22 protein-coding genes are annotated in these 22,981 nt (G+C 72.1%); 16 read left to right on the forward strand and 6 right to left on the reverse strand.

Going from position 1 to position 22,981, the window contains the following annotated elements:
• Window positions 1-7 precede the first annotated feature (7 nt).
• Window positions 8-1,795 (forward strand): PucR family transcriptional regulator, encoded by a 1,788-nt coding sequence (locus ACGFI2_RS17845; RefSeq protein WP_393517906.1) that lies wholly within the window; start codon window positions 8-10, stop codon window positions 1,793-1,795.
• Window positions 1,796-1,920: 125 nt separating this feature from the next.
• Here ACGFI2_RS17845 and ACGFI2_RS17850 read toward each other — a convergent pair whose 3' ends face one another.
• Entirely contained in the window at window positions 1,921-3,270 is a 1,350-nt protein-coding gene (locus ACGFI2_RS17850; RefSeq protein ID WP_393517909.1) for a hypothetical protein, read from the reverse strand.
• An 87-nt stretch (window positions 3,271-3,357) separates the two neighbouring features.
• Here ACGFI2_RS17850 and murD point away from each other — a divergent pair, with 87 nt between their 5' ends.
• On the forward strand, window positions 3,358-4,704 hold the full coding sequence (murD, locus tag ACGFI2_RS17855) for a UDP-N-acetylmuramoyl-L-alanine--D-glutamate ligase (protein ID WP_393517912.1): 1,347 nt from the start codon (window positions 3,358-3,360) through the stop codon (window positions 4,702-4,704).
• A 3-nt stretch (window positions 4,705-4,707) separates the two neighbouring features.
• Here murD and ACGFI2_RS17860 read toward each other — a convergent pair whose 3' ends face one another.
• The 3 genes from ACGFI2_RS17860 to ACGFI2_RS17870 form a co-directional block, all read right to left on the reverse strand.
• The gene (locus tag ACGFI2_RS17860) at window positions 4,708-5,094 is read right to left on the reverse strand and encodes a DUF6114 domain-containing protein (RefSeq protein ID WP_393517915.1); all 387 of its coding nucleotides are present in this window, start codon (window positions 5,092-5,094) and stop codon (window positions 4,708-4,710) included.
• A gap of 1 nt (window position 5,095) precedes the next feature.
• Window positions 5,096-5,725: a DUF6230 family protein gene (locus tag ACGFI2_RS17865; protein WP_393517918.1), complete on the reverse strand. Its 630-nt coding sequence runs from the start codon at window positions 5,723-5,725 to the stop codon at window positions 5,096-5,098.
• A 175-nt stretch (window positions 5,726-5,900) separates the two neighbouring features.
• The gene (locus ACGFI2_RS17870; protein ID WP_393517921.1) at window positions 5,901-6,647 is read right to left on the reverse strand and encodes a TetR/AcrR family transcriptional regulator; all 747 of its coding nucleotides are present in this window, start codon (window positions 6,645-6,647) and stop codon (window positions 5,901-5,903) included.
• Window positions 6,648-6,816: 169 nt separating this feature from the next.
• On the opposite strand from ACGFI2_RS17870, the gene ACGFI2_RS17875 reads away from it, so the two are divergent.
• The 3 genes from ACGFI2_RS17875 (at window position 6,817) to ACGFI2_RS17885 (ending at window position 10,471) form a co-directional block, all read left to right on the forward strand.
• Window positions 6,817-7,503 carry a Tat pathway signal sequence domain protein gene (locus ACGFI2_RS17875; RefSeq protein WP_393517924.1) on the forward strand — a complete coding sequence of 229 codons (687 nt, stop codon included), beginning with the start codon at window positions 6,817-6,819 and terminating at the stop codon, window positions 7,501-7,503.
• A 179-nt stretch (window positions 7,504-7,682) separates the two neighbouring features.
• A complete protein-coding gene (locus tag ACGFI2_RS17880; RefSeq protein ID WP_393517927.1) occupies window positions 7,683-8,984 on the forward strand; it encodes an aspartate aminotransferase family protein in 1,302 nt (433 codons plus the stop codon).
• Window positions 8,981-10,471, forward strand: a complete 1,491-nt coding sequence (locus ACGFI2_RS17885; protein WP_393517929.1) for a CoA-acylating methylmalonate-semialdehyde dehydrogenase — start codon at window positions 8,981-8,983, stop codon at window positions 10,469-10,471. The genes ACGFI2_RS17880 and ACGFI2_RS17885 overlap by 4 nt, the downstream gene beginning before the upstream one ends.
• Here ACGFI2_RS17885 and ACGFI2_RS17890 read toward each other — a convergent pair.
• Complete coding sequence (locus ACGFI2_RS17890) at window positions 10,443-11,840, reverse strand: acyltransferase (protein ID WP_393517931.1); 1,398 nt, start codon at window positions 11,838-11,840, stop codon at window positions 10,443-10,445. The two genes, ACGFI2_RS17885 and ACGFI2_RS17890, sit on opposite strands and share 29 nt — an antisense overlap.
• Before the next feature lie 145 nt (window positions 11,841-11,985).
• Between ACGFI2_RS17890 and ngcE (ACGFI2_RS17895) the strand changes: the two genes are divergently transcribed.
• The 6 genes from ngcE (ACGFI2_RS17895) to ACGFI2_RS17920 all read left to right on the forward strand — a co-directional run bounded on the left by ngcE (ACGFI2_RS17895) (window position 11,986) and on the right by ACGFI2_RS17920 (window position 16,495).
• On the forward strand, window positions 11,986-13,401 hold the full coding sequence (ngcE, locus tag ACGFI2_RS17895) for an N-acetylglucosamine/diacetylchitobiose ABC transporter substrate-binding protein (protein WP_393517933.1): 1,416 nt from the start codon (window positions 11,986-11,988) through the stop codon (window positions 13,399-13,401).
• Window positions 13,402-13,408: 7 nt separating this feature from the next.
• Window positions 13,409-14,320, forward strand: coding sequence for a carbohydrate ABC transporter permease (locus tag ACGFI2_RS17900; protein ID WP_393517935.1), 912 nt, complete (start codon window positions 13,409-13,411; stop codon window positions 14,318-14,320).
• Window positions 14,317-15,222 (forward strand): carbohydrate ABC transporter permease, encoded by a 906-nt coding sequence (locus ACGFI2_RS17905; protein ID WP_393517938.1) that lies wholly within the window; start codon window positions 14,317-14,319, stop codon window positions 15,220-15,222. The genes ACGFI2_RS17900 and ACGFI2_RS17905 overlap by 4 nt, the downstream gene beginning before the upstream one ends.
• A gap of 154 nt (window positions 15,223-15,376) precedes the next feature.
• Window positions 15,377-15,670 carry a hypothetical protein gene (locus ACGFI2_RS17910; RefSeq protein ID WP_393517940.1) on the forward strand — a complete coding sequence of 98 codons (294 nt, stop codon included), beginning with the start codon at window positions 15,377-15,379 and terminating at the stop codon, window positions 15,668-15,670.
• 80 nt (window positions 15,671-15,750) lie between these two features.
• Window positions 15,751-16,071: an ArsR/SmtB family transcription factor gene (locus tag ACGFI2_RS17915; protein WP_393518183.1), complete on the forward strand. Its 321-nt coding sequence runs from the start codon at window positions 15,751-15,753 to the stop codon at window positions 16,069-16,071.
• Window positions 16,064-16,495: an SRPBCC domain-containing protein gene (locus ACGFI2_RS17920; RefSeq protein ID WP_393517942.1), complete on the forward strand. Its 432-nt coding sequence runs from the start codon at window positions 16,064-16,066 to the stop codon at window positions 16,493-16,495. The genes ACGFI2_RS17915 and ACGFI2_RS17920 overlap by 8 nt, the downstream gene beginning before the upstream one ends.
• A gap of 176 nt (window positions 16,496-16,671) precedes the next feature.
• Here ACGFI2_RS17920 and ACGFI2_RS17925 read toward each other — a convergent pair whose 3' ends face one another.
• Window positions 16,672-17,661 carry an N-acetylglucosamine kinase gene (locus ACGFI2_RS17925; RefSeq protein ID WP_393517944.1) on the reverse strand — a complete coding sequence of 330 codons (990 nt, stop codon included), beginning with the start codon at window positions 17,659-17,661 and terminating at the stop codon, window positions 16,672-16,674.
• A 158-nt stretch (window positions 17,662-17,819) separates the two neighbouring features.
• Between ACGFI2_RS17925 and ACGFI2_RS17930 the strand changes: the two genes are divergently transcribed.
• Genes ACGFI2_RS17930 through ACGFI2_RS17950 form a run of 5 tightly spaced genes read left to right on the forward strand, consistent with a single transcriptional unit; the run spans window position 17,820 to window position 22,881 of the window.
• Window positions 17,820-18,767 carry a MurR/RpiR family transcriptional regulator gene (locus tag ACGFI2_RS17930; RefSeq protein ID WP_393517946.1) on the forward strand — a complete coding sequence of 316 codons (948 nt, stop codon included), beginning with the start codon at window positions 17,820-17,822 and terminating at the stop codon, window positions 18,765-18,767.
• A complete protein-coding gene (locus ACGFI2_RS17935) occupies window positions 18,764-19,513 on the forward strand; it encodes an SIS domain-containing protein (protein ID WP_393517948.1) in 750 nt (249 codons plus the stop codon). Before ACGFI2_RS17930 ends, ACGFI2_RS17935 begins: the two co-directional genes overlap by 4 nt.
• A 24-nt stretch (window positions 19,514-19,537) precedes the next feature.
• Window positions 19,538-20,947 carry an N-acetylglucosamine/diacetylchitobiose ABC transporter substrate-binding protein gene (ngcE, locus tag ACGFI2_RS17940; RefSeq protein WP_393517950.1) on the forward strand — a complete coding sequence of 470 codons (1,410 nt, stop codon included), beginning with the start codon at window positions 19,538-19,540 and terminating at the stop codon, window positions 20,945-20,947.
• Between the two features lie 22 nt (window positions 20,948-20,969).
• Entirely contained in the window at window positions 20,970-21,911 is a 942-nt protein-coding gene (locus ACGFI2_RS17945) for a carbohydrate ABC transporter permease (protein WP_393517952.1), read from the forward strand.
• Between the two features lie 13 nt (window positions 21,912-21,924).
• Window positions 21,925-22,881 (forward strand): carbohydrate ABC transporter permease, encoded by a 957-nt coding sequence (locus tag ACGFI2_RS17950; protein WP_393517954.1) that lies wholly within the window; start codon window positions 21,925-21,927, stop codon window positions 22,879-22,881.
• The last annotated feature ends 100 nt before the right edge of the window (window positions 22,882-22,981 follow it).

Consider the following 22,981-nt stretch of genomic DNA (forward strand, 5'->3'; position numbering starts at 1 on the left):
GGGTAGCGTGTCGCCCGTGTTTCCTACCGTGCGTGAGGTGCTCGCCCTGGTGCCGGTGCGTCACGGCGCGCCCCGCCTGGTCGCCGGCGAGGCCGGGCTGGACCGCCCGGTGCGGTGGGTGCACGTGGCCGAGGTGCCTGACATCGCCACCCTGCTCCGGGGCGGGGAGCTGGTGCTCACCACCGGGATCGGGCTGCCCGCCGAGGACGCCGGGCTGCGCGCGTTCATCGGCGACCTGGCCGACGTCGGCGTCTCCGGGCTGGTCGTCGAGCTGGGCCGCCGCTACGTCAGCGCCGTGCCGCGGGTGATGGCGACCGCCGCCGAACGGCGCGGGCTGCCGCTGGTCGAGCTGCGCCGGGCCACCCCGTTCGTCCGCATCACCGAGGCGGTGCACGCGCTGATCGTGGACGCCCAGCTCACCGAACTGCGGGCCACCGAGGAGATCCACCAGCGGTTCACCGAACTGTCCGTGGAGGGCGCCGAGCCGGCCGAGGTGCTGCGGCAGGCCGCCGAGTTGGCCGGCTGCCCGGTGGTGCTGGAGAACCTGTCCCGGCAGGTGCTCGCGTACGACCCGGCGGGGGAGAGCGCGGAGCTGCTGCTGGACGGCTGGGAGCAGCACTCCCGGCGGATCCGGCCGGCCGGGCGCACCGCGTACGACCCGGACAGCGGCTGGCTGGTCACCACCGTCGGCGCGCGGGGACAGGACTGGGGACGGCTGCTGCTGCGCTGGCCGGCGGCCGAGGCCGCGCCGCCCACCCGGCTCACCATCCTGATCGAGCGCGCCGCCTCCACGCTGGCCCTGGGCCGGCTGATCCGCCGCGACGCGGAGGGCCTGGAACGGCAGATCCACCGCACCCTGCTGACCGCGCTGATCGACCACTCCCGCCCGGTGGACGAGGTGGCGCTGCGCGCCAAGGCGCTCGGCGTCACCCTGGACCGCCGGCACCTGGTCGGCGTGGTGGTCCGGCACCGCAGCGACGATCCGGCCGGCGACACCGGACCGGACGCCGAGGACCCCGGCGCGGCGCGGCGCCGCGACCGGGACGCCGTCGGCCCCGAGGCCGGTCCAGCCCGGCTGCGCGACCTCGCCGAGGCGGTCGGCCAGGCGGTGCGCGAGGCCAAGCTCCCCGCGCTGACCAGCGCCGTCGACGACCACGCGGTGGGTGCGCTGCTGGCCCTGCCCGACCCGGGCGCCGAGGAGAAGGCGCTCGCCGCGTTCGCCGCGGCGTTGCGCCGGGTACGCCTCGACGCCGCCCCCCTCCGCCCGTTCACCCCGCGCCCGGGCCGCCCGGTCGACGGGGCCGATCGGGTCGGGGGCGCGCGCCCGGTCGACGGTCCGTCCCGGCCGGCGGTCGTGGTCGCGGCCGGGTCCGGGGTGGGCAGCCTGCGGGAGGCGCGCCGGTCACTGGTCGAGGCACGCCAGATCGCCGAGGCGGCCCGGCGGGATCCGCGGGATCTGCCCTGCTTCCGGCTGCCGCACGTCGGGCTGGCCGGCCTGCTGCACCTGCTGCGTGACGAGCCCCGGCTGCAGACGTTCGTCGAGCGTGAACTCGGCCCGCTGCTGGCGTACGACGCGCAGCACCCCCGGGAGCAACTGCTCGACACGCTGCGGGCCTACCTGGAGCAGGGGCGGAACAAGTCGGCGGCGGCGGTGGCCGCGCACCTGTCCCGGCCCGCCTTCTACGAGCGGCTGGCGCGCATCGGCCGCATCCTCGACGCCGACCTCGACTCCGTGGAGCAGTGCCTCTCCCTGCACGTGGCCCTGCTGGCACTGGACGCCGTCCGCACCCCGTGACGCCTGCTCGCTCGCCCGCAGCGGTCCGGGCTGCTCCGGGTGACCGGAGCACCAGGCAAGGCGCTTTCGCACGGCACTGTCGTCCTGGCGGCGACACGCCGCCGTCGAAGTCGGGTGGGCCGTCCTCAGGTGAGGGCGGTGAGGGCCTTGGCGTAGGGGGCGGGGACGAAGTTCGGGCCGCCGGGGGTGAAGACGTCCGAGGCCGACGCCGCCGACCAGGCGGTGTCCGGCAGCGCCGCCGCCAGGGCGCGGACCACCGGGGCGTCGCGCCACTGGTCCCGCTGCGCGAGCAGGCTCAGCGCGACCACCGACTCCTCCACCTCGCCGACGCACTCGAACGGCTTGTGCCCGTCGATGCCGAGCAGCTCCCGGTAGCCGGCAAGCTGGGACTCGTCGGCCAGCAGGTCGCCGCCGAAGATGCCGGTGAGCCGCTCGCGGGGCATGAACGGGGCCATGGCCAGGAAGACGAAGCGGCACTTCGGGCAGTCGCGGCACCAGCGCTCGCTCGCGTCGCGCAGCTTGAACGCGGCGTTGCAGCTGGTCACCACCGCGTCGTAGCGGTCGATCTCGGCGAACAGCCGGGCGATGTGCAGCTCGGACAGGGAGCGCAGGAGCGAGAAGTACGGTTCGGTGAGCCCGGCGTGCTCGGCCAGCGCCGCGCGCAGCAGCCCCTCCGCCTCGACGCCCTTGGACCACTGGTGGTTGATCTCGTGGCCCTGCCAGACGAGGTTCGGGTCGGACGCGGAGCGCTCGTTGGACATCACCACCGGCCCGAGCCCGTGCAGCACGGCGGTGGCGACCGCGATCAGCGAGTTGATCGCGGTGACCGGGATGTGCCCGTTGCGCGCCCCGGCCGCGTTCAGCTCGAACAGCACCGGGTCGAGGCGCCGCCGGGCGGCCAGCGGCACCAGGTCGGACGCCTCGTTCACCGAGACGATGACGTGGTTCGGGTTGACCGAGAAGGGCACCGGGTCGAACCCGGCGCGGCGCAGCGCCTCCAGCGTGACGATGGAGTCCTTGCCGCCGCCGACGGCCGACAGCGGGCGGCGGTCGGAGTTGTCCAGCGGGGTGGCCGGATCCACCGCACCGGCCGGCACCTCGGGGCGCAGGGCCAGCACGTGCGGCAGCTCGTTGCGGTACGCGTACTCGGCGAGGCCCTTGGTGTAGACGGCGGTGACCAGCTCGACGGCGGCGGCGCCCAGCGGCGCGGGCAGCACCAGCCGGGGCGGCGCGGCGGCCTTGTAGTAGCTGACGCCGGCGACCACGTGCAGCAGCTCCAGCACCCGGCCGAGGGTGGCCGCGGTGGCGTCGGAGACCGGCTCCGCCGGCAGCGGAAGCGTGATCACCTCGGTGAACCGCCGCTCGCCGTCGGGACCGGTCAGGGCGTAGTCGAACAGGACCTCGCCCGTGGCGAAGTCGATCGAGTAGGACGGGAAGGTGAAGGCGTCCATCCGCCGCAGCTGCTCGTTGGGCACACGCCATAATAGGCCCTGGTTCGTCCGCCCGTGTCCGGCTGGGCCGGACCCCGCCCGCCGAGCACCGACCGAGCCCGAGGAGAGCCCGTGCGCCTGTCTGATCTGCGCGGACGTCATGTCGCCGTCTGGGGCGCCGGCCGCGAGGGCCGGGCCGCCGTGATCGCGATCGCCGCGCACGGCCCGGCCGACCTGGTCGCCGTCGACGACAGCGCGAACTTCCTCTCCCTGCCCTGGGAGGGCCCGCTCGCCGCCGCGGCGCCGCTGGTCACCGGCGAGGAGGGCTTCGCGCGGTTGGCCGCCGCCGACGTGGTGGTCCGCTCGCCCGGGGTGCCGAACACCCACCCGTGGATGGTGGAACTGCGCCGCCGCGCTGTCCCGGTCACCCAGGGCAGCGCGCTCTGGATGGCCGACCACGCGGACCGGACCGTCGGGGTGACCGGCAGCAAGGGCAAGAGCACCACCTCCAGCCTGATCAGCCACCTGCTCACCGCGATGGACCGGCCGAACGTGTTCGGCGGCAACATCGGCGTGCCGCTGCTCGACCTGCCCGAGGCGGAGCTGTACGTGCTGGAGCTGTCCAGCTACCAGTGCGCCGACCTGACCGACTCGCCCCGGGTGGCGGTGGTGACCGCGCTCTTCCCCGAGCACCTGGACGCGCACGGCGGCGAGCGGGAGTACTACCGGGACAAGCTCAACCTGGTCGCGAACGGCCCGCACACGGTCGTGGTCAACGGCGCCGACCCGCGGCTGGCCGTGGAACTGGGCGACCGGGCCGTGGTGCGGGCCGGCTCGCCGGACACCACCCACGTGGCCACCGGTGCGGACGGCGCGCCGTGGTTCCACCTGGGGGACGCGCCGCTCTTCCCGCGCGCCGTGCTGCCGCTGGTCGGCCGGCACAACGAGGGCAACCTGTGCGTGGCGCTGGCCGTGCTGGACGCGCTGGGGGTGGACGTGGTGGCCCGGCGGGACACCCTCGCCGTGGCGGTCGCCGAGTTCCAGGGCCTGGCCCACCGGCTCACCGAGATCGCCGACCCGTCCGGGCTCACCTTCGTCGACGACACGCTGGCGACCAGCCCGTACGCGGCCATGCACGCGATCGACGCGTACGAGGGGCGGCCGTTGACCGTGATCGTCGGCGGCACCGACCGAGGGCTCGACTACGCCCCGCTGCGCGAGCACCTCGCCGAGCGGGAGATCACCGTGATCGGCATCCCGGACAGCGGCCCGCGCATCGTCGAGGCGCTCGCCGGGCTGCCGGCGGTGCGCACCGAACTGGCCGACGACCTGGTCGCCGCAGTCGGCCTGGCCCGCAAGCTCACGCCGGCCGGCGGGGTGGTGCTGCTGTCACCGGCCGCGCCGAGCTACGGCCGGTTCCGCAACTTCGAGCACCGCTCCGAGGTGTTCGCGCAGGCGGTGGCCGACACGGCCCGCTGAGGTTCAGCCCCGGTGCTTGTCCGGGGTCCAGGCGAACGCGAGCGCGCCGCCGACCAGGGCGAGCAGCATGCCGATCACGAAGCCGCCCAGGTTCGAGGTGAGCCAGGAGACCAGCCCGAGCAGCAGGGACAGCACCGCGTAGAAGACCCGCTGCTGCGGGGTGGCGACCAGCAGCACCCCGCAGAGCACGAGGATGGCCGGGACCAGGTACGCGGCCAGCCCCTGCGGCCCGACGTGCAGCAGCACCCCGAGCGGCGCGCGCAGGGTCACCAGCATCTCGGCGCCGCCGAGCGCGATCAGCAGCCCGGCGGTGAAGGGGCGGGCCCGCCGCCAGCGACGCCATTGCCCGCCGGGGCGGGCGACCGGCGCCGCGTGCTGTCCGGCGCTCACCTCAGCACCCGTCGGAGCTGAAGCCCATGTGCAGGTTGGGCAGTGTGAAGACGGCGGCGGTGGTGGCGTAGTTGTTCTGCCGCAGGTTGTTGATGGTCACCGTGTCGGCCTGCTGGGCGAAGACGCCGGGGTTGCCCTTGACGCCGGGGACCTGATCGACGGTGCTGGCGTCCTGGCCCACGTTGATGTTGCGGAAGGAGGCGTTGCCGGCGATCTCGTCGCCGTCGACGACGAGCGTGCGTGCGGTGACCGGCTTGCCGGAACCGCCGGCGGTGATTCGTAGGTTGATCCCGCCCAGGCTGATGCTCTGACAGAGATTGGTCAGCTCGGCCTTGTCGATGGCCGACACGATCACCACCACCTGGCCGCCGGTGTCGCCCTGGTTGGGGCTGTCCGGGATCATCTGGTCGAGCGTGGCGAACTGCTCGAACCCGGTGCCCTCCAGTTTGTCGGCGGTGACGGTGAACGGCATGCCGGAGATGGCGAACTGCGCGCCGAGCACGCCCTGCGCGGTCAGCACGACCATGCCGGCCGCGCCGGCCGCGACGGTGCCGAGCGTGATGGCGAACCGGCGCCAGCGCACGCCGCTGCTCGGTTGGCCGGGCTCGATCGGTGCGGTCTGCTCCGACATGGCGGCTCCCTTTCGAGATCAATTCATTCACGACGATGTAAATTGGCTTCGCAAGATTTCCGCGCCAGGGCGCAGGCCGAAGTTACCGCTGAGTAAACGAGCGGTCAACAGATCGTTAGTCGGTATCTGCGAAATGCGGCCAAAGTGAAAAACCGCTGCGGTTTTCCACCGATCGTCAGGGTGCGCAGGGGGCGACCGTGCTCGGTCCGTCGTCGGGGTGGGTCGGCCGGGTGGCCCGGCGGGCGTCCTCGGGGCCGAGGAAGGGCGCGGTGGCCGCGTACGTGAGGACCGGCAGCAGCAGCGGCAGATCCTCCGCCCGCCCCTGGGTCACCCGGGCGCGGATCGTGGCGTAGATGCCGCCGACCACGGTGGACACCAGCACGTCGCGGTCCACCCCGTCGACCGTCGGCCCCGGGCCGGCGTCGGTGAAGAACCGGCGGAAGCTGTGCAGCAACGCGTCCCGCTCCCGGCGGGCGTCCGGGCCGGCCGCGTCCACCTCGACAAGTGCCATCCGGGCGAAGGCGGGCACGCTGGCCAGCACGTCGAGCAGGGTGCGCAGCGCCGCCCGGGCGGCATCCGGCCAGGCCGGCCCGGCCTCGGCGTAGGCGGTGGCCATCAACTGCGAAACCACCGCGATGCCGTGCCGGTACGCGGCGAGGAACGCGTCCTGCTTGCCGCTGAACAGGGCGTAGAAGGCCGGCCGGGTGACCCCGGCGGCGTGGCAGATGTCGCTGACCCGGGCGTTGTCGTACCCCCGGGTGGCGACCTCCCGCACCAGGCCGTCGAAGAGGCGGTCGCGCTGGGTCGCCGCCACCTCCTCGGCCGGCACCCGCCGCGGGCCGCGCTTGATCGCGCGGTCGGGGTCGCGGCCGTGCCGCGCGCCCGGCAGGGGTGCCGGCGGGGGCGGACTCTGGATGGTCAATATATCGGCCCTCCTTGATGCGTTGACTTTACGACCCTCCGAGGTTTATAACTTTCGACACGCTCAGTTCGCGGTCGGTCACCTCTGGTGATCACCGCGGAGGCTCGACCGGCCGCCATTATCGCCGCCCGGTTCCACCACCCCCGTCCCACCGCCGGAAGGAACCATCATGCCCAGGTACGGACGTATCGGCGCGGGCCTCGCCGCCCTGACGCTGCTGACCGGTCTGATCGGCACCGCCCCCGCCACCGCCGCCCCCGCCACCGCACTGGCCAGCGCCGTGCTGACCTACCCGGCCCCCGCCGGCACCGCGGTCTCGGTGGGCGACGTCATCCAGGCCAGCCTGAAGACCGGCACCAACGCCACCTTCTACTCCTCGTCCAGCGGCACCACCGGCATCAAGTGCGCCGCGTCCAGCTTCAGCGCCAAGGTGCTGACCAACCCGACCGCCCCCGGCACCGCCACCGAGAGCCTCACCGCGCAGACGTTCACCAGCTGCACCACGAACGTCTTCGGCACCACCGGCGTGCAGAGCGTGACCGTCAACAACCTGCCGTACTCCACCAAGGTCACCAGCGCCGGCGTGGTCACCATCTCCGGCACCGCGGCCGCGCCGATCCAGAGCACCGTCGTGCTGAACTCGCTGCTCGGCACGATCACCTGCGTCTACCGGACCGGCACGAACACGCTCACCGGCGCGGCGGCGAACGCCACCAACTCGATCAGCTTCACCAACCAGACCCTGACCAAGTTCTCCGGCCCGTCGCTCTGCTTCGGCACCGCCTACTTCACCGCGACGTACTCGCCGGTGAAGGACACCAGCAAGACCGGCAGCCCGGGCGTCTACGTCAACTGACGACCCGGCTCGCGGGCCGGTGCGCGGCGGTTCGCCGGGCACCGGCCCCGCCGTGCGTCCGCCACCGGCCGGGTACGTGGTGTCAGGTGGGTGGTGCCCTCGCGCGACACAGTGACAGTTGTCCCTGCCCCCGAGCGGTGGGAGCGTGCGGGGACCAACCGCCGCTGAAGGGTGCGCCGATGACCACCGACGACCTGCTGGCCCGGCACCGGGCCGTGCTCCCGTCCTGGATGCCGCTCTACTACGCCGAACCGCTCGAACTGGTCGCCGGCTCCGGCCGCCGGGTCACCGACGCGGCCGGACGCAGCTACCTGGACTTCTTCGGCGGCGTGCTGACCAACATGATCGGCTACGACATCCCGGAGATCCGGGAGGCGGTGCAGCGGCAACTGCGCACCGGTCTCGTGCACAGCTCCACGCTCTACCTGATCCGCCAGCAGGTCGAGCTGGCCGAGAAGATCGCCCGGCTCTCCGGCATCCCGGACGCCCGCGTCTTCTTCACCAACTCCGGCACCGAGGCGAACGAGGCCGCGTTGCTGGTCGCCACCAACCACCGGCGCTCGCACCAGATCCTCGCCGTGCGCAACAGCTACCACGGCCGGTCGTACGCGGCGATGGGCGTCACCGGCAACCGCGCCTGGTCGGCCAGCGCGCTCAACCCGCTGCAGGTGGCCTGGCTGCACTCCGGCGAGCGGCTGCGCGGCCTGCTGGCCCGGCTCGACGCCGACGACCGGGTCGAGGCCGCGGTGGAGGACCTGCGTGAGGTGCTCGCCACCCAGACCGCCGGCGACGTGGCCTGCCTGATCGCCGAACCGATCCAGGGCGTCGGTGGCTTCACGCACGGCCCGGACGGGCTCCTCGCCGCCTGGAAGAAGGTGCTCGACGAGCACGGCATCCTGCTGATCAGCGACGAGGTGCAGACCGGCTGGGGGCGCACCGGCGAGCACTTCTGGGGCTACCAGGCGCACGGGGTCGTCCCGGACCTGCTCACCTTCGCCAAGGGCATCGGCAACGGCTTCGCCCTGGCCGGCGTGGTCGGCCGGGCCGAGGTGCTGGAGGCGGTGCCGGCGATCAGCTTCTCCACGTTCGGCGGCAACCCGGTCTCCACCGCCGCCGGCAACGCGGTCCTCGACTACCTGCTCGACCACGACCTGCAGGCCAACGCCGCCCGGGTCGGCGCGATCCTCGGCGACGGCCTGCGGGCCGCCACCGCCGGCCTGGACCGGGTCGCCGAGGTACGCGGCAAGGGCCTCATGCTGGCCGTCGAGTTCGTCCGCCCCGGCACCGTCGAGCCGGACCCGGAGCTGACCACCCGGGTCTTCGAGGCGTGTCGCGCCGGCGGCCTGCTGGTCGGCAAGGGCGGCCTGTACGGCAACGTGGTGCGGATGGGCCCGCCGCTGACCCTGACCGAGGACGAGGCCCGCGAGGGCCTGGCCATCCTGGTCGACGCGATCCGGACCTGCGTGGAGGAAACGGCGTGAACGTCATCGGGCACTACGTCGACGGCAGGCGGGCCGCCGGTGACTCCGGGCGGCGCGGCGACGTCTTCGACCCGGCCACCGGCCGGCGTACCGGGCAGGTGGCGCTGGCCGGGGCCACCGACGTGGCCGGCGCGGTGGAGGCCGCCGGACGGGCCGCCCGGGGCTGGCGGGACGCCTCGCTGGCTCGGCGCACGGCGGTGCTGTTCGCCGTCCGCGAGCTGGTGCACGCCCGCCGGGACCGGCTCGCCGAGGCGATCACCGCCGAGCACGGCAAGGTGCTCGCGGACGCCGCCGGCGAGGTGCAACGCGGCCTGGAGGTGATCGAGTACGCCTGCGGCATCGCCTCGGCGCTGCGCGGCGGGTTCAGCGAGAACGTGTCCACCGAGGTCGACTCGTACAGCCTGCGGCAGCCGCTGGGCGTGGTCGCGGTGATCTCCCCGTTCAACTTCCCGGTGATGGTGCCGCTCTGGTTCGTGCCGGTGGCGATCGCCTGCGGCAACGCGGTGGTGCTCAAGCCGAGCGAGAAGGACCCGAGCGCGGCGCTGCTGCTGGCCGAGTGGTTCACCGAGGCGGGCCTGCCCGACGGGGTGCTCAACGTCGTCAACGGCGACAAGGAGGCGGTCGACGCGCTGCTCGACCACCCCGGCGTACGGGCCGTGTCGTTCGTCGGCTCCACCCCGGTGGCCCGGTACGTGCACCAGCGTGGTGCGCTGGCCGGCAAGCGGGTCCAGGCGCTGGGCGGGGCGAAGAACCACATGGTGGTGCTTCCCGACGCCGACCTGGACCTGGCCGCCGACGCCGCGGTCAACGCCGGTTTCGGCTCGGCCGGGGAGCGGTGCATGGCGATCTCCGCGCTGGTCGCGGTGGAGCCGGTGGCCGACGCGCTGGTCGAGCGGATCGCCGAGCGGATGGCCCGGCTGCGCACCGGTGACGGCCGGCGCGGCTGCGACATGGGACCGCTGGTCACCGCGGCGCACGCCCGGCGGGTCCGGTCCTACGTGGAGGCCGGCGTGGCGGCCGGCGCCGTGCCGGTGGTGGACGGGCGGGACGTCACGCCGGACGGCGAGCCCGGCGGCTTCTGGCTCGGCCCGACCCTCTTCGACCACGTCACGCCGGAGATGTCGATCTACACCGACGAGATCTTCGGCCCGGTGCTGAGCGTGCTGCGGGTCGGCTCGTACGACGAGGCGGTGGAGCTGGTCAACGCCAGCCCGTACGGCAACGGCACCGCGATCTTCACCAACGACGGCGGTGCCGCCCGGCGCTACCAGCACGAGGTGGAGGCCGGCATGGTCGGGATCAACGTGCCGATCCCGGTGCCGATGGCCTACTACTCGTTCGGCGGGTGGAAGACGTCGCTCTTCGGTGACCTGCACGCGCACGGCGCCGACGGGGTCGCGTTCTTCACCCGGGGCAAGGTGGTCACCAGCCGCTGGCTCGACCCGCGCCACGGCGGGGTCAACCTCGGCTTCCCCACCCAGACCTGAGCAGCCGCAGCAGTCCCGCCCCGGCCAGGTACGCCACCAGCGCCGGGGCGGGCAGGCCGAGCGGCTCCGGGGCGGTCTTGGGCGCGAGGCTGTTCAGCAGCAGGCCGGTGACCAGGGCGGCGTACCCGGCGACGGCCAGCGCGGTCGACGTCCGGCCGGGTGTGCCGGCACGGCCTCCGGGCGCGGCGGCGGGCGTGCTGCCGTGCGATCCCTGCGGTCCGGTCGGTCCGGGCGGGCGGCGGGTGCGGGCCTCGATCGGGCCGAAGACGGCGACCAGCGCGGCCAGCACCACGGCCAGGGCGAGCAGCCACGGGATCCGCCAGGCCCACCAGGCCGCCGAGCCGACCGGGGGAGTGGGCAGCACGCCGAGCGCGTCGAGCAGGCCGACCAGCAGGATCGCGGCGGTGAGGTGCCAGAGGAAGACGGTGAGCACCACCGCGTTGACCGCGATCACCGCCTGCCACGGGTCGGACCGCCGCAGCCGGCGGCCGGCCGGACGCCGCAGCAGCAGGATCAGACCGAGTTGGCCGGTGGCCGCGGCGAGCAGCGCCAGGCTCGGCGGCGCGGCGTTGTCCAGCCGCTCGCCCGGCACGTGCAGCATCGCCACCGGGTACGGCCCGACGGTGGTCAGCAGCACCAGCGCGGCCAGCCCGACCGTCAGCAGCGTCGCGCCGGCCCGCCGGTCCAGCGGCAGCCGCCGACGGCGGGGAAGCTCGGGTGACCGGGCGTCGTACCAGGCGAAGCCGAGCTGGTGCACGGCCAGCCAGGCGAACAGGTAGTTGCCGTCGGCCAGGGCGGCCGGGCCGAGGAGCCGGCCGAGGTCGCCGAGCGCGACGAGTCCGGCCAGCGCCACCGGCACGGCGAGCCCGAGCCGGCGGTGCAGCGCGTACATCGGCGGGGTCAGCGCCACCACCACGAAGTAGGCGACCAGGAACCAGAGCGGGATGGTGGCGAACCAGACCACGGTCCGGACCTGCGCCGGCTCGGCGCCACGCGCGGTGGCGACCGCGGCGCCGGCGGCCAGCACCAGCAGCAGCGCGGTGGTCGGCCGGACCAGCCGGGCACTGCGGTCCACCAGCCAGCCGCTCGCGGTGCCACCCCGGCCCCGGCGGGCGGCCAGCGAGGCGGCGTTGGCGTAGCCGCCGACCAGGAAGAACACCGGCATCACCTGGGCCACCCAGGTCAGCGGCCAGGCCCAGGGCAGGTCGGGCAGCGCCGAGTGGCCGGACGGGCGGCCGTGCTCGTAGCCGATCACGGTCACGCCCCAATGGCCGAGCACGACCAGGGCGATGGCCAGCGCCCGGAGCAGGTCGACGTAGCGATCCCGCCCCGGCGGCGTGCGCTCGGCGAGCTGCCGCAGGCGGCGCATGGGCCCAGGCTATGCCAGCCGTCGGAGACCGGTACGGATAACGGATCGGTCTTGAGGTCTTGTGGTCCGCGTCCGGTCAGCGTAGAAATTCTTCAACGAAAACCTGTCTCGTGAAGAGAAGCGACAGAGTCACCGAGGAGATGCGATGAACAGGCGTGACATCCTCCGGCGCAGCGCCGCCGCCGGTCTGCTGGCCACCCCCGCCGCCGGGCTGCTCGCCGGCTGCGCCACCTCCGGCGGCGACGACAAGGGCGACGCCGGCGCCTACCAGGGGACCAAGAGCGAGCAGAACCCGCTCGGCGTGAAGGAGGACGCCCCGCTCGAGGTGGTGATCTTCAACGGCGGCTTCGGCGAGGAGTACGCCAAGGCCCACGAGGCCATGTACAAGGAGAACCACCCGAAGGCGGAGATCAAGCACTCGGCCACCCAGGAGATCAGCAAGACGCTCCAGCCCCGCTTCGTCGACGGCAGCCCGCCGGACGTGGTCAACAACTCCGGCGCCGGCCAGATCGACTTCAACGGGCTGGTCTCCCAGGACGCGCTGGCCGACCTCGGCGAGCTGCTCGCCGCGCCGAGCCTCGACACGCCCGGCAAGACGGTCAAGGACACGCTGCTGCCCGGCACCGTCGAGGTCGGCTCGTACGACGGCAGGTTCCTGGTGCTCAACTACACCTACACCGTGTACGGCATCTGGCACTCCACCAAGCTCTTCGCCGACCGCGGCTGGAACTACGCCAAGACCTGGGACGAACACATCGCGCTCTGCCGGCAGATCAAGGCCGCCGGCATCGCCCCCTGGACGTACGCCGGCCTGCACCCCCGCTACATGAGCTGGCCGCTGATCTCCACCGCGATCAAGCTGGGCGGTCCCTCGGTCGCGCTGGCCATCGACAACCTGGAGCCCAACGCCTGGAAGTCGGACGCCATGAAGACCGCCGCCGACGCCTGGCACCAGATCGTGAAGGACAAGTTCATCCTCGACGGCTCGCCCGGGCTCGACCACAAGCAGTCGCAGACCGCCTGGTGCCAGGGCAAGGCCGCGTTCATCTCCTGCGGCTCCTGGCTGGAGAGCGAGCAGAAGGACGTCACCCCGGCCGGCTTCAACATGACCGTCGCGCCCACCCCGAGCCTGGGCAGCGGCGACAAGCTGCCGTTCGAGGCGATCCGGGGCACCGCGGGCGAGCCGTTCATGGTGCCGGCGAAGGCGAAGAACGTGGCCGGCGGGCTGGAATACTTCCGGACCATGCTGTCGCGCAAGGGCGCACAGGACTTCACGAAGAAGGTCGCCAGCCTGCCCGTGGTCGCCGGCGCCACCGACGGCGTCGAGCTGCCGTTCGGGCTGGGCACCGTGGTCAAGGCGCTGGACGCGTCCGGCGCCAACGGGTTCAACTGGGTCTACAACAACTACTACCGCAAGCTGGAGCGCAATCTGGTCGACGCCGCCTGCGGCGAGTTCTTCAGCGGCCGGATCTCCCCGGCCGAGTTCCTCGACCAGTGCCAGAAGGGCGCCGACTCGATCGCCTCGGACAGCTCGGTCAAGAAGTACAAGCGGGCCGCGTGACGATCGGATGCGACACGGCCGACTCCCGCTGATCCTCAGCTTCCTGCTGCCGCCGCTGGCGCTCTACGGCATCTTCGTGCTCTCGCCGTACCTCCAGGCGTTCCAGATCTCGACCACCGACTGGATGGGCTACTCCGCGCAGGCCGACCAGGTCGGCCTGGCGAACTTCCGCACCCTGCTGCACGACGGGTACGTCTGGAACGCGTTGAAGAACAACGCGATCCTGCTCGCGGTGGTGCCGGTGGTGACCATCGCGCTGGGTCTCTTCTTCGCCAGCATGCTCACCATGGGGGGCCGCAAGGGCCGTGCCGGGGTGACCGGGGTACGCGGCACCGCGGTCTACCGGCTGGTCTACTTCTTCCCGCAGGTGCTCTCCGTGGTGATCATCGCGCTGCTGTGGAAGGAGATCTACAGCCCGACCAGCGGCCTGCTCAACGGCGCGCTGCGCGCGATCGGGTTGGCCGGCCCTCCGGCCTGGCTCGGCGACCCGCGGTTCGCGTTCTGGTGCGTGCTGGCGGTGATGGTGTGGAGCAACGTCGGGTTCTACGTGGTGCTGTTCGGCGCCGCCATGCAGGCCATCCCGCGCGACATCTACGAGGCGGTGCTGCTCGACGGCGCGTCCCGGGCCACCATGCTGCGGAAGATCACCATCCCGCTGCTCTGGGACACCATCCAGGTGGCCTGGATCTACCTGGCCATCGCGGCGCTGGACGGATTCATCCTGGTCCAGCTCATGACCAACGGCGGGCCGAACTTCTCCTCCGACGTCATCGGCCTGCGGATGTACGACACCTCGTTCGGCAGTGAGAACAAGTTCGGGTACGCCTCGGCGATCGGCGTGGCCATGTTCTTCCTGACCCTCTCGGTGGCGGTGCTGGCGCTACGGACCGCCCGGCGTGATCGGATCGAGTACTCGTGACCACAGTGGAAACCGGCGCGCCGACCGTCGCCGTGCCGCGCGACACCGCCCCGGCCGACCGGCCGCCGCGCCGCGAGTCGGGCGTGGCAAACGTCTTCTCGCACGGCTTCCTGCTGCTCTGGGCGGCGATGACCATCCTGCCGCTGGCCTGGATGCTGCTCAGCTCGCTGAAGAGCAACGGCGAGATCATCGCCGACCCGTGGGGGCTGCCCGAGGCGTTGCGGTTCGACAACTGGGCGCGTGCCTGGACCAACGCCCACATCGGCCGGTTCTTCTTCAACAGCCTGGTGGTGGTGACCGGCTCGCTGAGCCTGACCATGCTGCTCGGCGCCACCGCCGCGTACGTCTTCGCCCGCTACGAGTTCCGCGGCCGCCAGGTGGTCTACTACCTGTTCGTCGGCGGGATGATGTTCCCGGTCTTCCTGGCCCTGGTGCCGCTCTTCTTCGTGGTCCGCAGCGTCGGCCTGCTCGGCACCTGGCCCGGGCTGATCCTGGTGTACACGGCGTACTCGCTGCCGTTCACGGTGTTCTTCCTGACCGCCTTCTTCCGGACGCTGCCGACCTCGGTGGCGGAGGCCGCGATGATCGACGGGTGCGGCCACTTCCGGCTGTTCTTCCGGGTGATGCTGCCGATGGCGCGACCGGGACTGATCAGCGTCGGGATCTTCAACTTCCTCAGCCACTGGAACCAGTTCCTGCTGCCCCAGGTGCTCATCCCCGGCGACGGGCCGGATCGGATGCTCGCCCAGGGGCTGAGCTCGCTCGCCGTCAGTCAGGGGTACGCCGGCGACTACGCCCAGCTCTTCGCCGGCCTGACCATCGCGGTGCTGCCGGTGCTGGTGGTCTACGTGGCCTTCCAGCGACAGATCCAGGCGGGCCTGACCGCCGGGCAGCTCAAGTGAGGTGGCTGCCACAGGCGACGGGGCGGTGCGGATGATCGCGCTCCAATAAGGTGGGCTGGCCTTCTTCGGGCACGGCTTCTACCTGCTGTTCCTCTTCGACGGCGGCGACTACCGGATCTTCTTCTACGTCTTCATCCTGCCGATCCTGCTGATCGTGCGCGCGGTGAAGGCCCGCAAGGAGGCGCGCGAGCAGGCCGCGGCGCACCAGTTCGCCGGCGCGCCCCAGCAGGGCGTGTTCCCGCCGTCCGGGCACGGCCAGCCGACCCCCGGTTTCCCGCCCGCCCAGGGCCAGCCGGCGCCGTACGGCGCCGCGCCGCAGGGTCAGTCCGCACCGTACGGCGCCGCGCCGCAGGGGCACCCCGGCCAGGGGGCGGCGTACCCGCCGCACGCCGGGCAGCCGGCTCCGCAGGGCTGGCAGCCGGGGCAGCCGGGCAGCCCGAACGCCTGAGCGGGCAACCAGGGCCGGCCGGCTTCTTGTCGGTCGGCCCTCGTTCCGCTTGACCGGTAGGGCTCGCCCTTCAGGAGACCCTGTCTGAGCCGGACGTCTTCGCCGCCCTCGCCAACCCGACCCGGCGGGAACTGCTGCGACTGCTGCGCGACGAGGGGGAGCAGCCGGTGCAGTGGCTCGCCGACCGCTTCGACATGCGTCGGCCCAGCCTGTCCGAGCACCTGCGGGTGCTCAAGGACGCCGGGCTGGTGACCGAGCAGCCCGTCGGGCGGCAGCGGTTCTACGCGCTGCGTCCCGAGCCGCTGCGGGAGGTGGCCGACTGGCTCACCCCGTACGAGCGGTTCTGGCGACAGCGGCTGGCCGGCCTGGGCGACGTGTTGGACGCGATGCCGGATGAGTGAGCCGACGCGCATCGCGGTGGACCAGTTCCTGCCCCACCCGCCGGCGAAGGTGTGGCGCGCGCTGACCGATTCTGATCTGCTTGGCCACTGGCTCATGCCGAACGACTTCCAGCCGACGCGCGGGCATCGGTTCACGTTCCGGACCGTCTCGCGCCCCGGCCAGCGGTTCGACGGGGTGGTCCACTGCGAGGTGCTGGAGCTGGACGAGCCGCGACGGATGCGATGGGCCTGGCGTGGCGGCACGCTGGACACCGTGGTCACCTGGACGCTGGTGCCCGAGGGGCGGGGCACCCGGCTGTTCCTGGAGCACGCCGGGTTCGACCCGGACGATCCGCTCCAGCGACGTACCTTCACCCTGCTCGACGGCGGCTGGCGTACCCAGGTCCGGGCGCGACTTGCGGGCACGCTGGCCGCGTTGCCCTGACGACCACAGTGGCACCGGATGTGATGTCGGGCGGAGGAGATACCAATTGGTGGCTGGAAACGTGATGACACGGGCGATTCGGGGGCAGCCGACCGTCGGTGAGTCATCCAGATCATCACGTTTGTAGGCACGCGAGGAGTGCGTGCGAGGTCGTCCGGCGGGGCGCGGGGCGCGGGTCAGGCCAGCGGCGGGACGAGCCGGGCGTGCAACGCCGCCGGGTCGGCCACCTCGGGCAGGTCGCGGGCGGCCAGCCAGGCCGCGGCGGCGGCGCCGTCCCCGGCGCCGTACAGCGGCGCGGTCGGCCAGCGGCGGGCCAGTTCGGCGCGGACGGCGGCGGCCAGCGGGGTGTCGCCGGTGAGCAGGCCACCGCCGAGCACCACGGGTTCGGCCGCGCCGGCGGGCCGGATCCGGGAGACGCTCTCGGCCAGCAAGGCGGCGGCCTCGGCGATCAGGGCGGCGCCGGTCGGCTCACCCTGGCGGGCCGCCGTGACGACAAGCGGCGCGAATCGGGCCAACTCCACCGGCGGGCGGCGGGTCACCGCCTGCACCACGGCGTCGACGGTCGCCCGGGGCCGGGCGGCCACCTCGCGCGAACCGGTGAGTTCGGCCAGCACGCGGCGGCCCAGTTCCCCCGGCGCGTCGGCTCGGTCCAGGTCGGCCAGGAGCCGGCGGACCGCCTCCCGGCCGAGCCAGAACCCGGAGCCGGCGTCGCCGAGCAGCCAGCCGTGGCCGTCGGCGGTACGGTCCAGGCGCAGGCCGCGTACCTGGGCGGCGATCGCGCCGGTGCCGGCGATGAGCACGGTGCCGTCCGGGGCGGCGGTGCCGGAGGCGTAGGCGACCAGGGCGTCGCCGTGCACCGTGTACGGGCAACGGAGCCCCGCCTCGGCCCAGGCCCGGTCGAACGCGGCGCGCCCCTGCGGATCGGCCAGGAGGCGGCCGGCGCCGGCGAGGCCGATCACGCCGGCGCGTACCCGGGTCGGGTCGACCCCGGCGAGCGCCGCGCGCAGGGCGGCGAGCAGTTCGGCGGCGGCCCGCTCGGCGCCGTGGCTGGTCGGATTGCCGCCGCCGGCCCGGCCGGTGCCCAGGCGCGCCCCGTCGAGGCCCAGGGCGGCGGCGCGGGTGGACGTACCTCCGACGTCGAGGCCGACCACGACGGTGTCCGACATGGTCCTCATGCTGGTCGGCCGGGCCCTCCCGGCGCAAGATCGCGGCAGTGCGGCAGGTAACAGTTTGAAAACTTCGCCCACAGCCTTGACACGGAGGGCCCTTCAGTAAGAACTTTTACCACTAACAGTTAACACTCTTTTCCGAAAGGCTTCAGCCGATGGCCGAGCACGACGTCGAGACCTCCGCGGCGACCGCGGTGGTCGATGCCGCTCCGGCCGACCGGCGGGGCGTCGACGGGGTGCTGGCCAGGGTCCGGGCCGGCGCGGGTGAGCTGACCGGAGCGCTGCGCCGGGTCGCCGAGCACGTGCTCAGCGACCCGGAGGCGGCGGCCCGGGCGACCATCGTCGAGCTGGCCGAGCGGAGCGGCACCTCACCGGCGACCATCACCCGGTTCTGCCGGGCGATGGGCTTCGAGGGCTACGCCGACCTGCGACTCGGCATCGCCGCCGAGACCGGCCGGGCCCGCTCCGCGGGCTGGACCGTCGACATCGGCCGGGAGATCCAGCCCGGCGACCCGCTGTCCCGGGTGCTCGACCAGATCATGGCCGCCGACACCCGGGCCATGCACGACACCGCCGCGCTGCTCGACCTGGGCGAGGTGGAACGGGCGGCGGTCGCCATCGCCGGGGCCAGCCGGGTGAACATCTTCGGCGCCAGCGGCAGCGCCCTGGTCGGCGAGGAGATGCAGTTCAGCCTGCACCGCATCGGGGTGGCGGCCTGGGCCTGGAGCGACGTGCACGAGGGGCTGGCCAGCGCCGCGCTGCTGGGCGTCGGGGACGTCGCGCTCGGCATCTCGCACACCGGGCAGACCCGGGAGACCATCGAGCTGCTCGCCGAGGCCGGCAGCCACGGGGCCACCACCGTGGCGCTGACCGGCTTCCCCCGCTCGCCGCTGGCCGAACTCGCCGACATCGTCCTGGTCACCGCCAGTCAGGCGACGACCTTCCGGCCGGACGCGCTCTCCGCCCGGCACCCGCAGCTCGTCGTGCTCGACCTGCTCTACATCGCGGTGGCGCAGCGCACCCACGACCGCGCCCACGCGGCCTTCCGGCGTACCGCCCAGGCCGTCGACGGGCACAAGGCCGCGAAGGGGTCCCTCTCATGATCAGTGCCCAGCGGTACGCGGACGCCGTCCGCCCGGTGCTCGACCGGCTGGTGGACAGCCAGGCGGTGGCGGTGGACCGGGCGGCGGACCTGATCGCCGGCGGACTGCGCGCCGGCGGCGTCCTCCAGGCGTTCGGCGCCGGTCACTCCGAGGCGTTCGCCGCCGAGCTGGTGGCCCGGGCCGGCGGCCTGGTCCCCACCAACCGGCTCTCCCTGCACGACCTCGTGCTGCACGGCGACGCGCCCCGCGACGTGCTCGCCGACCCCAAGCTGGAACGCGACCCGGCGGTGGCGCACCGGCTCTTCGCCCTGGCGGCGCCGCAACCGGAGGACGTGTTCGTGGTCGCCTCGCAGTCCGGCATCAACGGCTCGGTGGTCGAGCTGGCGACGCTGGTCAAGCGCGGTGGCCATCCGTTGATCGCGGTCACCTCGGTCGAGCACACCGCCCGGGTCGCCCCTCGGCATCCCTCCGGGCACCGGCTCGCCGACCTCGCCGACGTCGTGCTGGACAACGGCGCGCCGTACGGCGACGCACTGCTGCCGCTCGAGGGCGGCGGCGCGGTCTGTGCGGTCTCGTCGGTCACCGCGGCGCTGCTGGCGCAGCTGCTGACCGCCGAGGTCGTACGACGGTTCCACCAGGCCGGAGAGGTACCCCCTATCTACCTCTCCGCCAACGTCCCCGGTGGGGACGAGCACAACCTCGCCCTCGAGTCGCGGTACGCCGGGCGTCTCCGGCGGACCGCCTGACCCGACACCACAAGGAGAGACAAGATGTCGGTTACTCCCGAGAAGTCCGACCTCAGCCGTCGGACCCTGCTGCAGCGCGCCGGCGCGGCCGGCCTGCTGGCCGTCCCGGCGGCCGGCCTGCTCAGCGCCTGCGCCGGCAGCGAGCCGAGCAAGTCCGACAGCGGCGGCGCGGCCAAGAGCAAGGACAACCCGTTCGGCGTCAAGGACGGCAGCGCCGTCAAGGTGGTCGTCTTCAACGGTGGGCTGGGCGACCAGTGGGCCAAGGAGGACACGGTCGTCTTCAACGCCAAGCACCCCAAGGTCACGGTCAACATGTCTTCCACCCAGAAGATCAAGACCGAAGAGCAGCCCAAGATGGCGACGCAGCCGAGCGACCTGGTGATGAACTCGGGCGCCGACATGATGGACCGCAGCACGCTGATCAACGAGGGCGCCATCGAGCCGCTCGACGACCTGCTCACCGCGCCCGCGTGGGACGGTGAGGGGACGGTCGCCGACTCGCTGCTGCCGGGCACCGTCGGCGACGGCACCCAGAACGGCAAGTTCTACGTGGTGAACGTGGCCTACACGGTCTGGGGCAACTGGTACAACGCCGCCCTCTTCAAGAAGGAGGGCTGGACGGCGCCGACCACCTGGGACGAGTTCTTCGCCCTGGCGCCGAAGATCAAGGCCAAGGGCATGGCGCCGTACGTGCACGACGCCATCCACGGCTACTACCCCCGCTGGGGGCTGTTCGCCAGCATCTGGAAGGCCCTCGGCAAGCAGGCCGTCATCGACATCGACAACCTCAAGGACGGCGCCTGGAAGGCCGACGGCATCGTCGCCGCGCTGCAGCCGTGGGAGAAGCTGGTCAAGGACAAGCTGCTGCTGCCGGGCAAGCTCAACCACACCCAGTCGCAGCAGGCGTGGCTGGACGGCAAGGCCGCGTTCATCCAGGTCGGCACGTGGCTGAAGAACGAGATGGCGGCGACCATCCCGCCGGGCTTCGAGCTGACCCTCTCGGACTACTGGAGCAACAGCGGCGACAAGGCGGCCAAGGACGTCTTCGCCGGCTCCGGCGAGGGCTTCGTGGTGCCCAGCAAGGCCCCGAACAAGGAGGCCGCCAAGGAGTTCCTGCGGGCCATCCTGTCCAAGGAGGGTTCGGCGAAGTTCGCCGAGCTGACCAAGTCGCTGGCCTCGACCAAGGGCTCCGGCGACAAGGTGCAGGACACGGCGCTGGCCTCGGCCAACACGCTGATGAAGAACGCCACCAGCGACCTGATCTCGGTCAAGTTCCCGGACTTCTACGCCGACCTGGACAAGGAGAGCCAGAACCTCTCCGAGGAGCTCTTCGCCGGCCGGCTCACCGCCCAGCAGTTCGTCGACAAGATGCAGGCGGCCGCCGACAAGGTCGCCAAGGACTCGTCGATCAAGAAGCAGACCCGCACCGCCTGATCTCGTCGAGGAAGTGAGTCGCATGCGGCACGGAGTCGCGCGTTTCGTCACGGGCTTCCTGGCCCTGCCCGTCGCGCTGTACCTGTTCTACGTGGTGTGGCCGTTCGCGCAGGCGGCCGGGTACTCGTTGACCGACTGGGGTGGGTACTCGGACTCCCAGCGCTTCGTCGGGCTGGACAACTACGTCCGGCTGTTCTCCGACGAACTGATCCGGAAGGCGTTCTGGCACAACGTTTTCTTCCTGGTCACCGTGCCGCTGTTCACCATCGGGCTGGCCCTGCTCCTCGCGTTCCTGCTCAACGTGGGCGGGCGCGAGGACAGGGCCGGCATCCGCGGGGTGTTCGGGTCCGGCCTCTACAAGGTCATCTTCTTCTTCCCGCAGGTGCTGTCGCTGGTCGTGGTCGCGGTCATGTGGCAGCAGATCTACCGCAGCGACGAGCAGGGGCTGATCAACGGTCTGCTGATCAAGATCGGGTTGGTGGACGCGGACAACCCGATCGCGTTCACCGCCGACCCGGAGCCGTTCCTCGGCGTCCCGGCGGTGCTCTGGTGGCTGCTGCTGATCGCGGTGTGGAGCGGCGCCGGCTTCTACATGGTGCTCTTCTCCGCCGCCATGCAGTCGATCCCGAAGGACATCTACGAGGCCGCCATCCTCGACGGCGCGGGCCGGTTCCACACCTTCTTCAAGGTGACCCTGCCGCTGCTGCGTGACACCATCTCGGTCGCCTGGGTCTACCTCGGCTTCATCGCGCTGGACATGTACGCGCTGGTCTTCGTCATGACGCCGAGTCAGGGCGGGCCGAACCACGCCAGCGAGATCTTCGCGTCGGTGCTCAACTTCACCGCGTTCCAGAAGGGCCAGTTCGGCTACGCCTGCGCCATGGGCGTCTCGCTGGCCATCTTCACGATCCTGCTCGCCGCCCTGCAGCTGAGGATCACCCGTCGTGACCGTATCGAGTACTGAAGGAGGCGCGGCGATGAGCACGGCGACGCACGGTCTCGACCGGGCCGACAAGGCCATCACCGGATCCGGCCCCGCCCCCGTACGCCGGGGGGAGCGGCACCGCGGCGGTGTCGGCTCCCGGATCTTCAACGGCTTCTCCCACACCTTCCTCGTGGTGTGGACCCTGATGGTGATCTACCCGCTGCTGTGGGTGGTGATGTCGTCGTTCAAGGACGACTCCGAGGTCATCCGGGAGCCGCTCTCGCTGATCCCGGACAAGCTGCACTGGGAGAACTTCGGCCGGGCCTGGACCGAGGGGCACCTCGGCGCGTTCTTCCTGAACACCGTGCTGGTCCTGGTCGGCAGCGTCACGCTGACCATGCTGCTCGGCTCGATGGCCGCGTACGCGCTGGCGCGGTTCGAGTTCCGCGGCAACCGGCTGATCTACTACATGTTCCTGTCCGGGCTGACCCTGCCGATCTACCTGGCGGCGGTGCCGCTGTTCAAGGGCGTCTACAACACCGGGGTCAGCTTCCCGCTGCTCGGCCCGAACAAGCACCTGATGCTGATCCTGGTCTACGTGGCCTGGTCGCTGTCGTTCACGATCTTCTTCATGCACTCGTTCTTCCGGACGCTGCCCGACTCGATCGCCGAGGCGGCGCAGGTCGACGGGGCCTCGCACTCCCGCACGTTCTTCAGCGTGATGCTGCCGATGGCCAAGCCGGGCCTGATCAGCATCGGCATCTTCAACGTGCTCGGCCAGTGGAACCAGTGGTACCTGCCGACCCTGCTCATGCAGTCGGTCGCCGGTGAGCCGAAGCACCAGGTCATCGCGCAAGGGCTGATCGAGCTGTCGGTCAACCAGGGCTACAAGTCCGACTGGTCCGGCCTCTTCGCCGGCGTGACGATGGCGATGCTCCCGGTGCTGATCGTGTACATCGTCTTCCAACGCCAGGTCCAGTCCGGCCTGACCGCCGGCGTAGGCAAGTAGGCGCTTCCGGTGTAAGGAGGGGGCCCCTTTCGACACGCTGTGGTGAGAAGGGGCCCCTCCTTACCCGCGCAGCGTGTCGGTGGGGCGAGGCAGAATCACG

The sequence above is a fragment of the Micromonospora sp. NPDC049282 genome, assembly GCF_043197045.1.
GTDB lineage: Bacteria > Actinomycetota > Actinomycetes > Mycobacteriales > Micromonosporaceae > Micromonospora.

Coding starts and splice junctions, on each gene's coding strand:
- ACGFI2_RS17865 (WP_393517918.1), bottom strand. CDS start 5,725: ATGTCGGAGCAGACCGCACCGATCGAGCCCGGCCAACCGAGCAGCGGC.
- ACGFI2_RS17875 (WP_393517924.1), top strand. CDS start 6,817: ATGCCCAGGTACGGACGTATCGGCGCGGGCCTCGCCGCCCTGACGCTG.
- ACGFI2_RS17880 (WP_393517927.1), top strand. CDS start 7,683: ATGACCACCGACGACCTGCTGGCCCGGCACCGGGCCGTGCTCCCGTCC.
- ACGFI2_RS17890 (WP_393517931.1), bottom strand. CDS start 11,840: ATGCGCCGCCTGCGGCAGCTCGCCGAGCGCACGCCGCCGGGGCGGGAT.
- ngcE (WP_393517933.1), top strand. CDS start 11,986: ATGAACAGGCGTGACATCCTCCGGCGCAGCGCCGCCGCCGGTCTGCTG.
- ACGFI2_RS17900 (WP_393517935.1), top strand. CDS start 13,409: ATGCGACACGGCCGACTCCCGCTGATCCTCAGCTTCCTGCTGCCGCCG.
- ACGFI2_RS17920 (WP_393517942.1), top strand. CDS start 16,064: ATGAGTGAGCCGACGCGCATCGCGGTGGACCAGTTCCTGCCCCACCCG.
- ACGFI2_RS17925 (WP_393517944.1), bottom strand. CDS start 17,661: ATGTCGGACACCGTCGTGGTCGGCCTCGACGTCGGAGGTACGTCCACC.
- ACGFI2_RS17930 (WP_393517946.1), top strand. CDS start 17,820: ATGGCCGAGCACGACGTCGAGACCTCCGCGGCGACCGCGGTGGTCGAT.
- ACGFI2_RS17935 (WP_393517948.1), top strand. CDS start 18,764: ATGATCAGTGCCCAGCGGTACGCGGACGCCGTCCGCCCGGTGCTCGAC.
- ngcE (WP_393517950.1), top strand. CDS start 19,538: ATGTCGGTTACTCCCGAGAAGTCCGACCTCAGCCGTCGGACCCTGCTG.
- ACGFI2_RS17945 (WP_393517952.1), top strand. CDS start 20,970: ATGCGGCACGGAGTCGCGCGTTTCGTCACGGGCTTCCTGGCCCTGCCC.
- ACGFI2_RS17950 (WP_393517954.1), top strand. CDS start 21,925: ATGAGCACGGCGACGCACGGTCTCGACCGGGCCGACAAGGCCATCACC.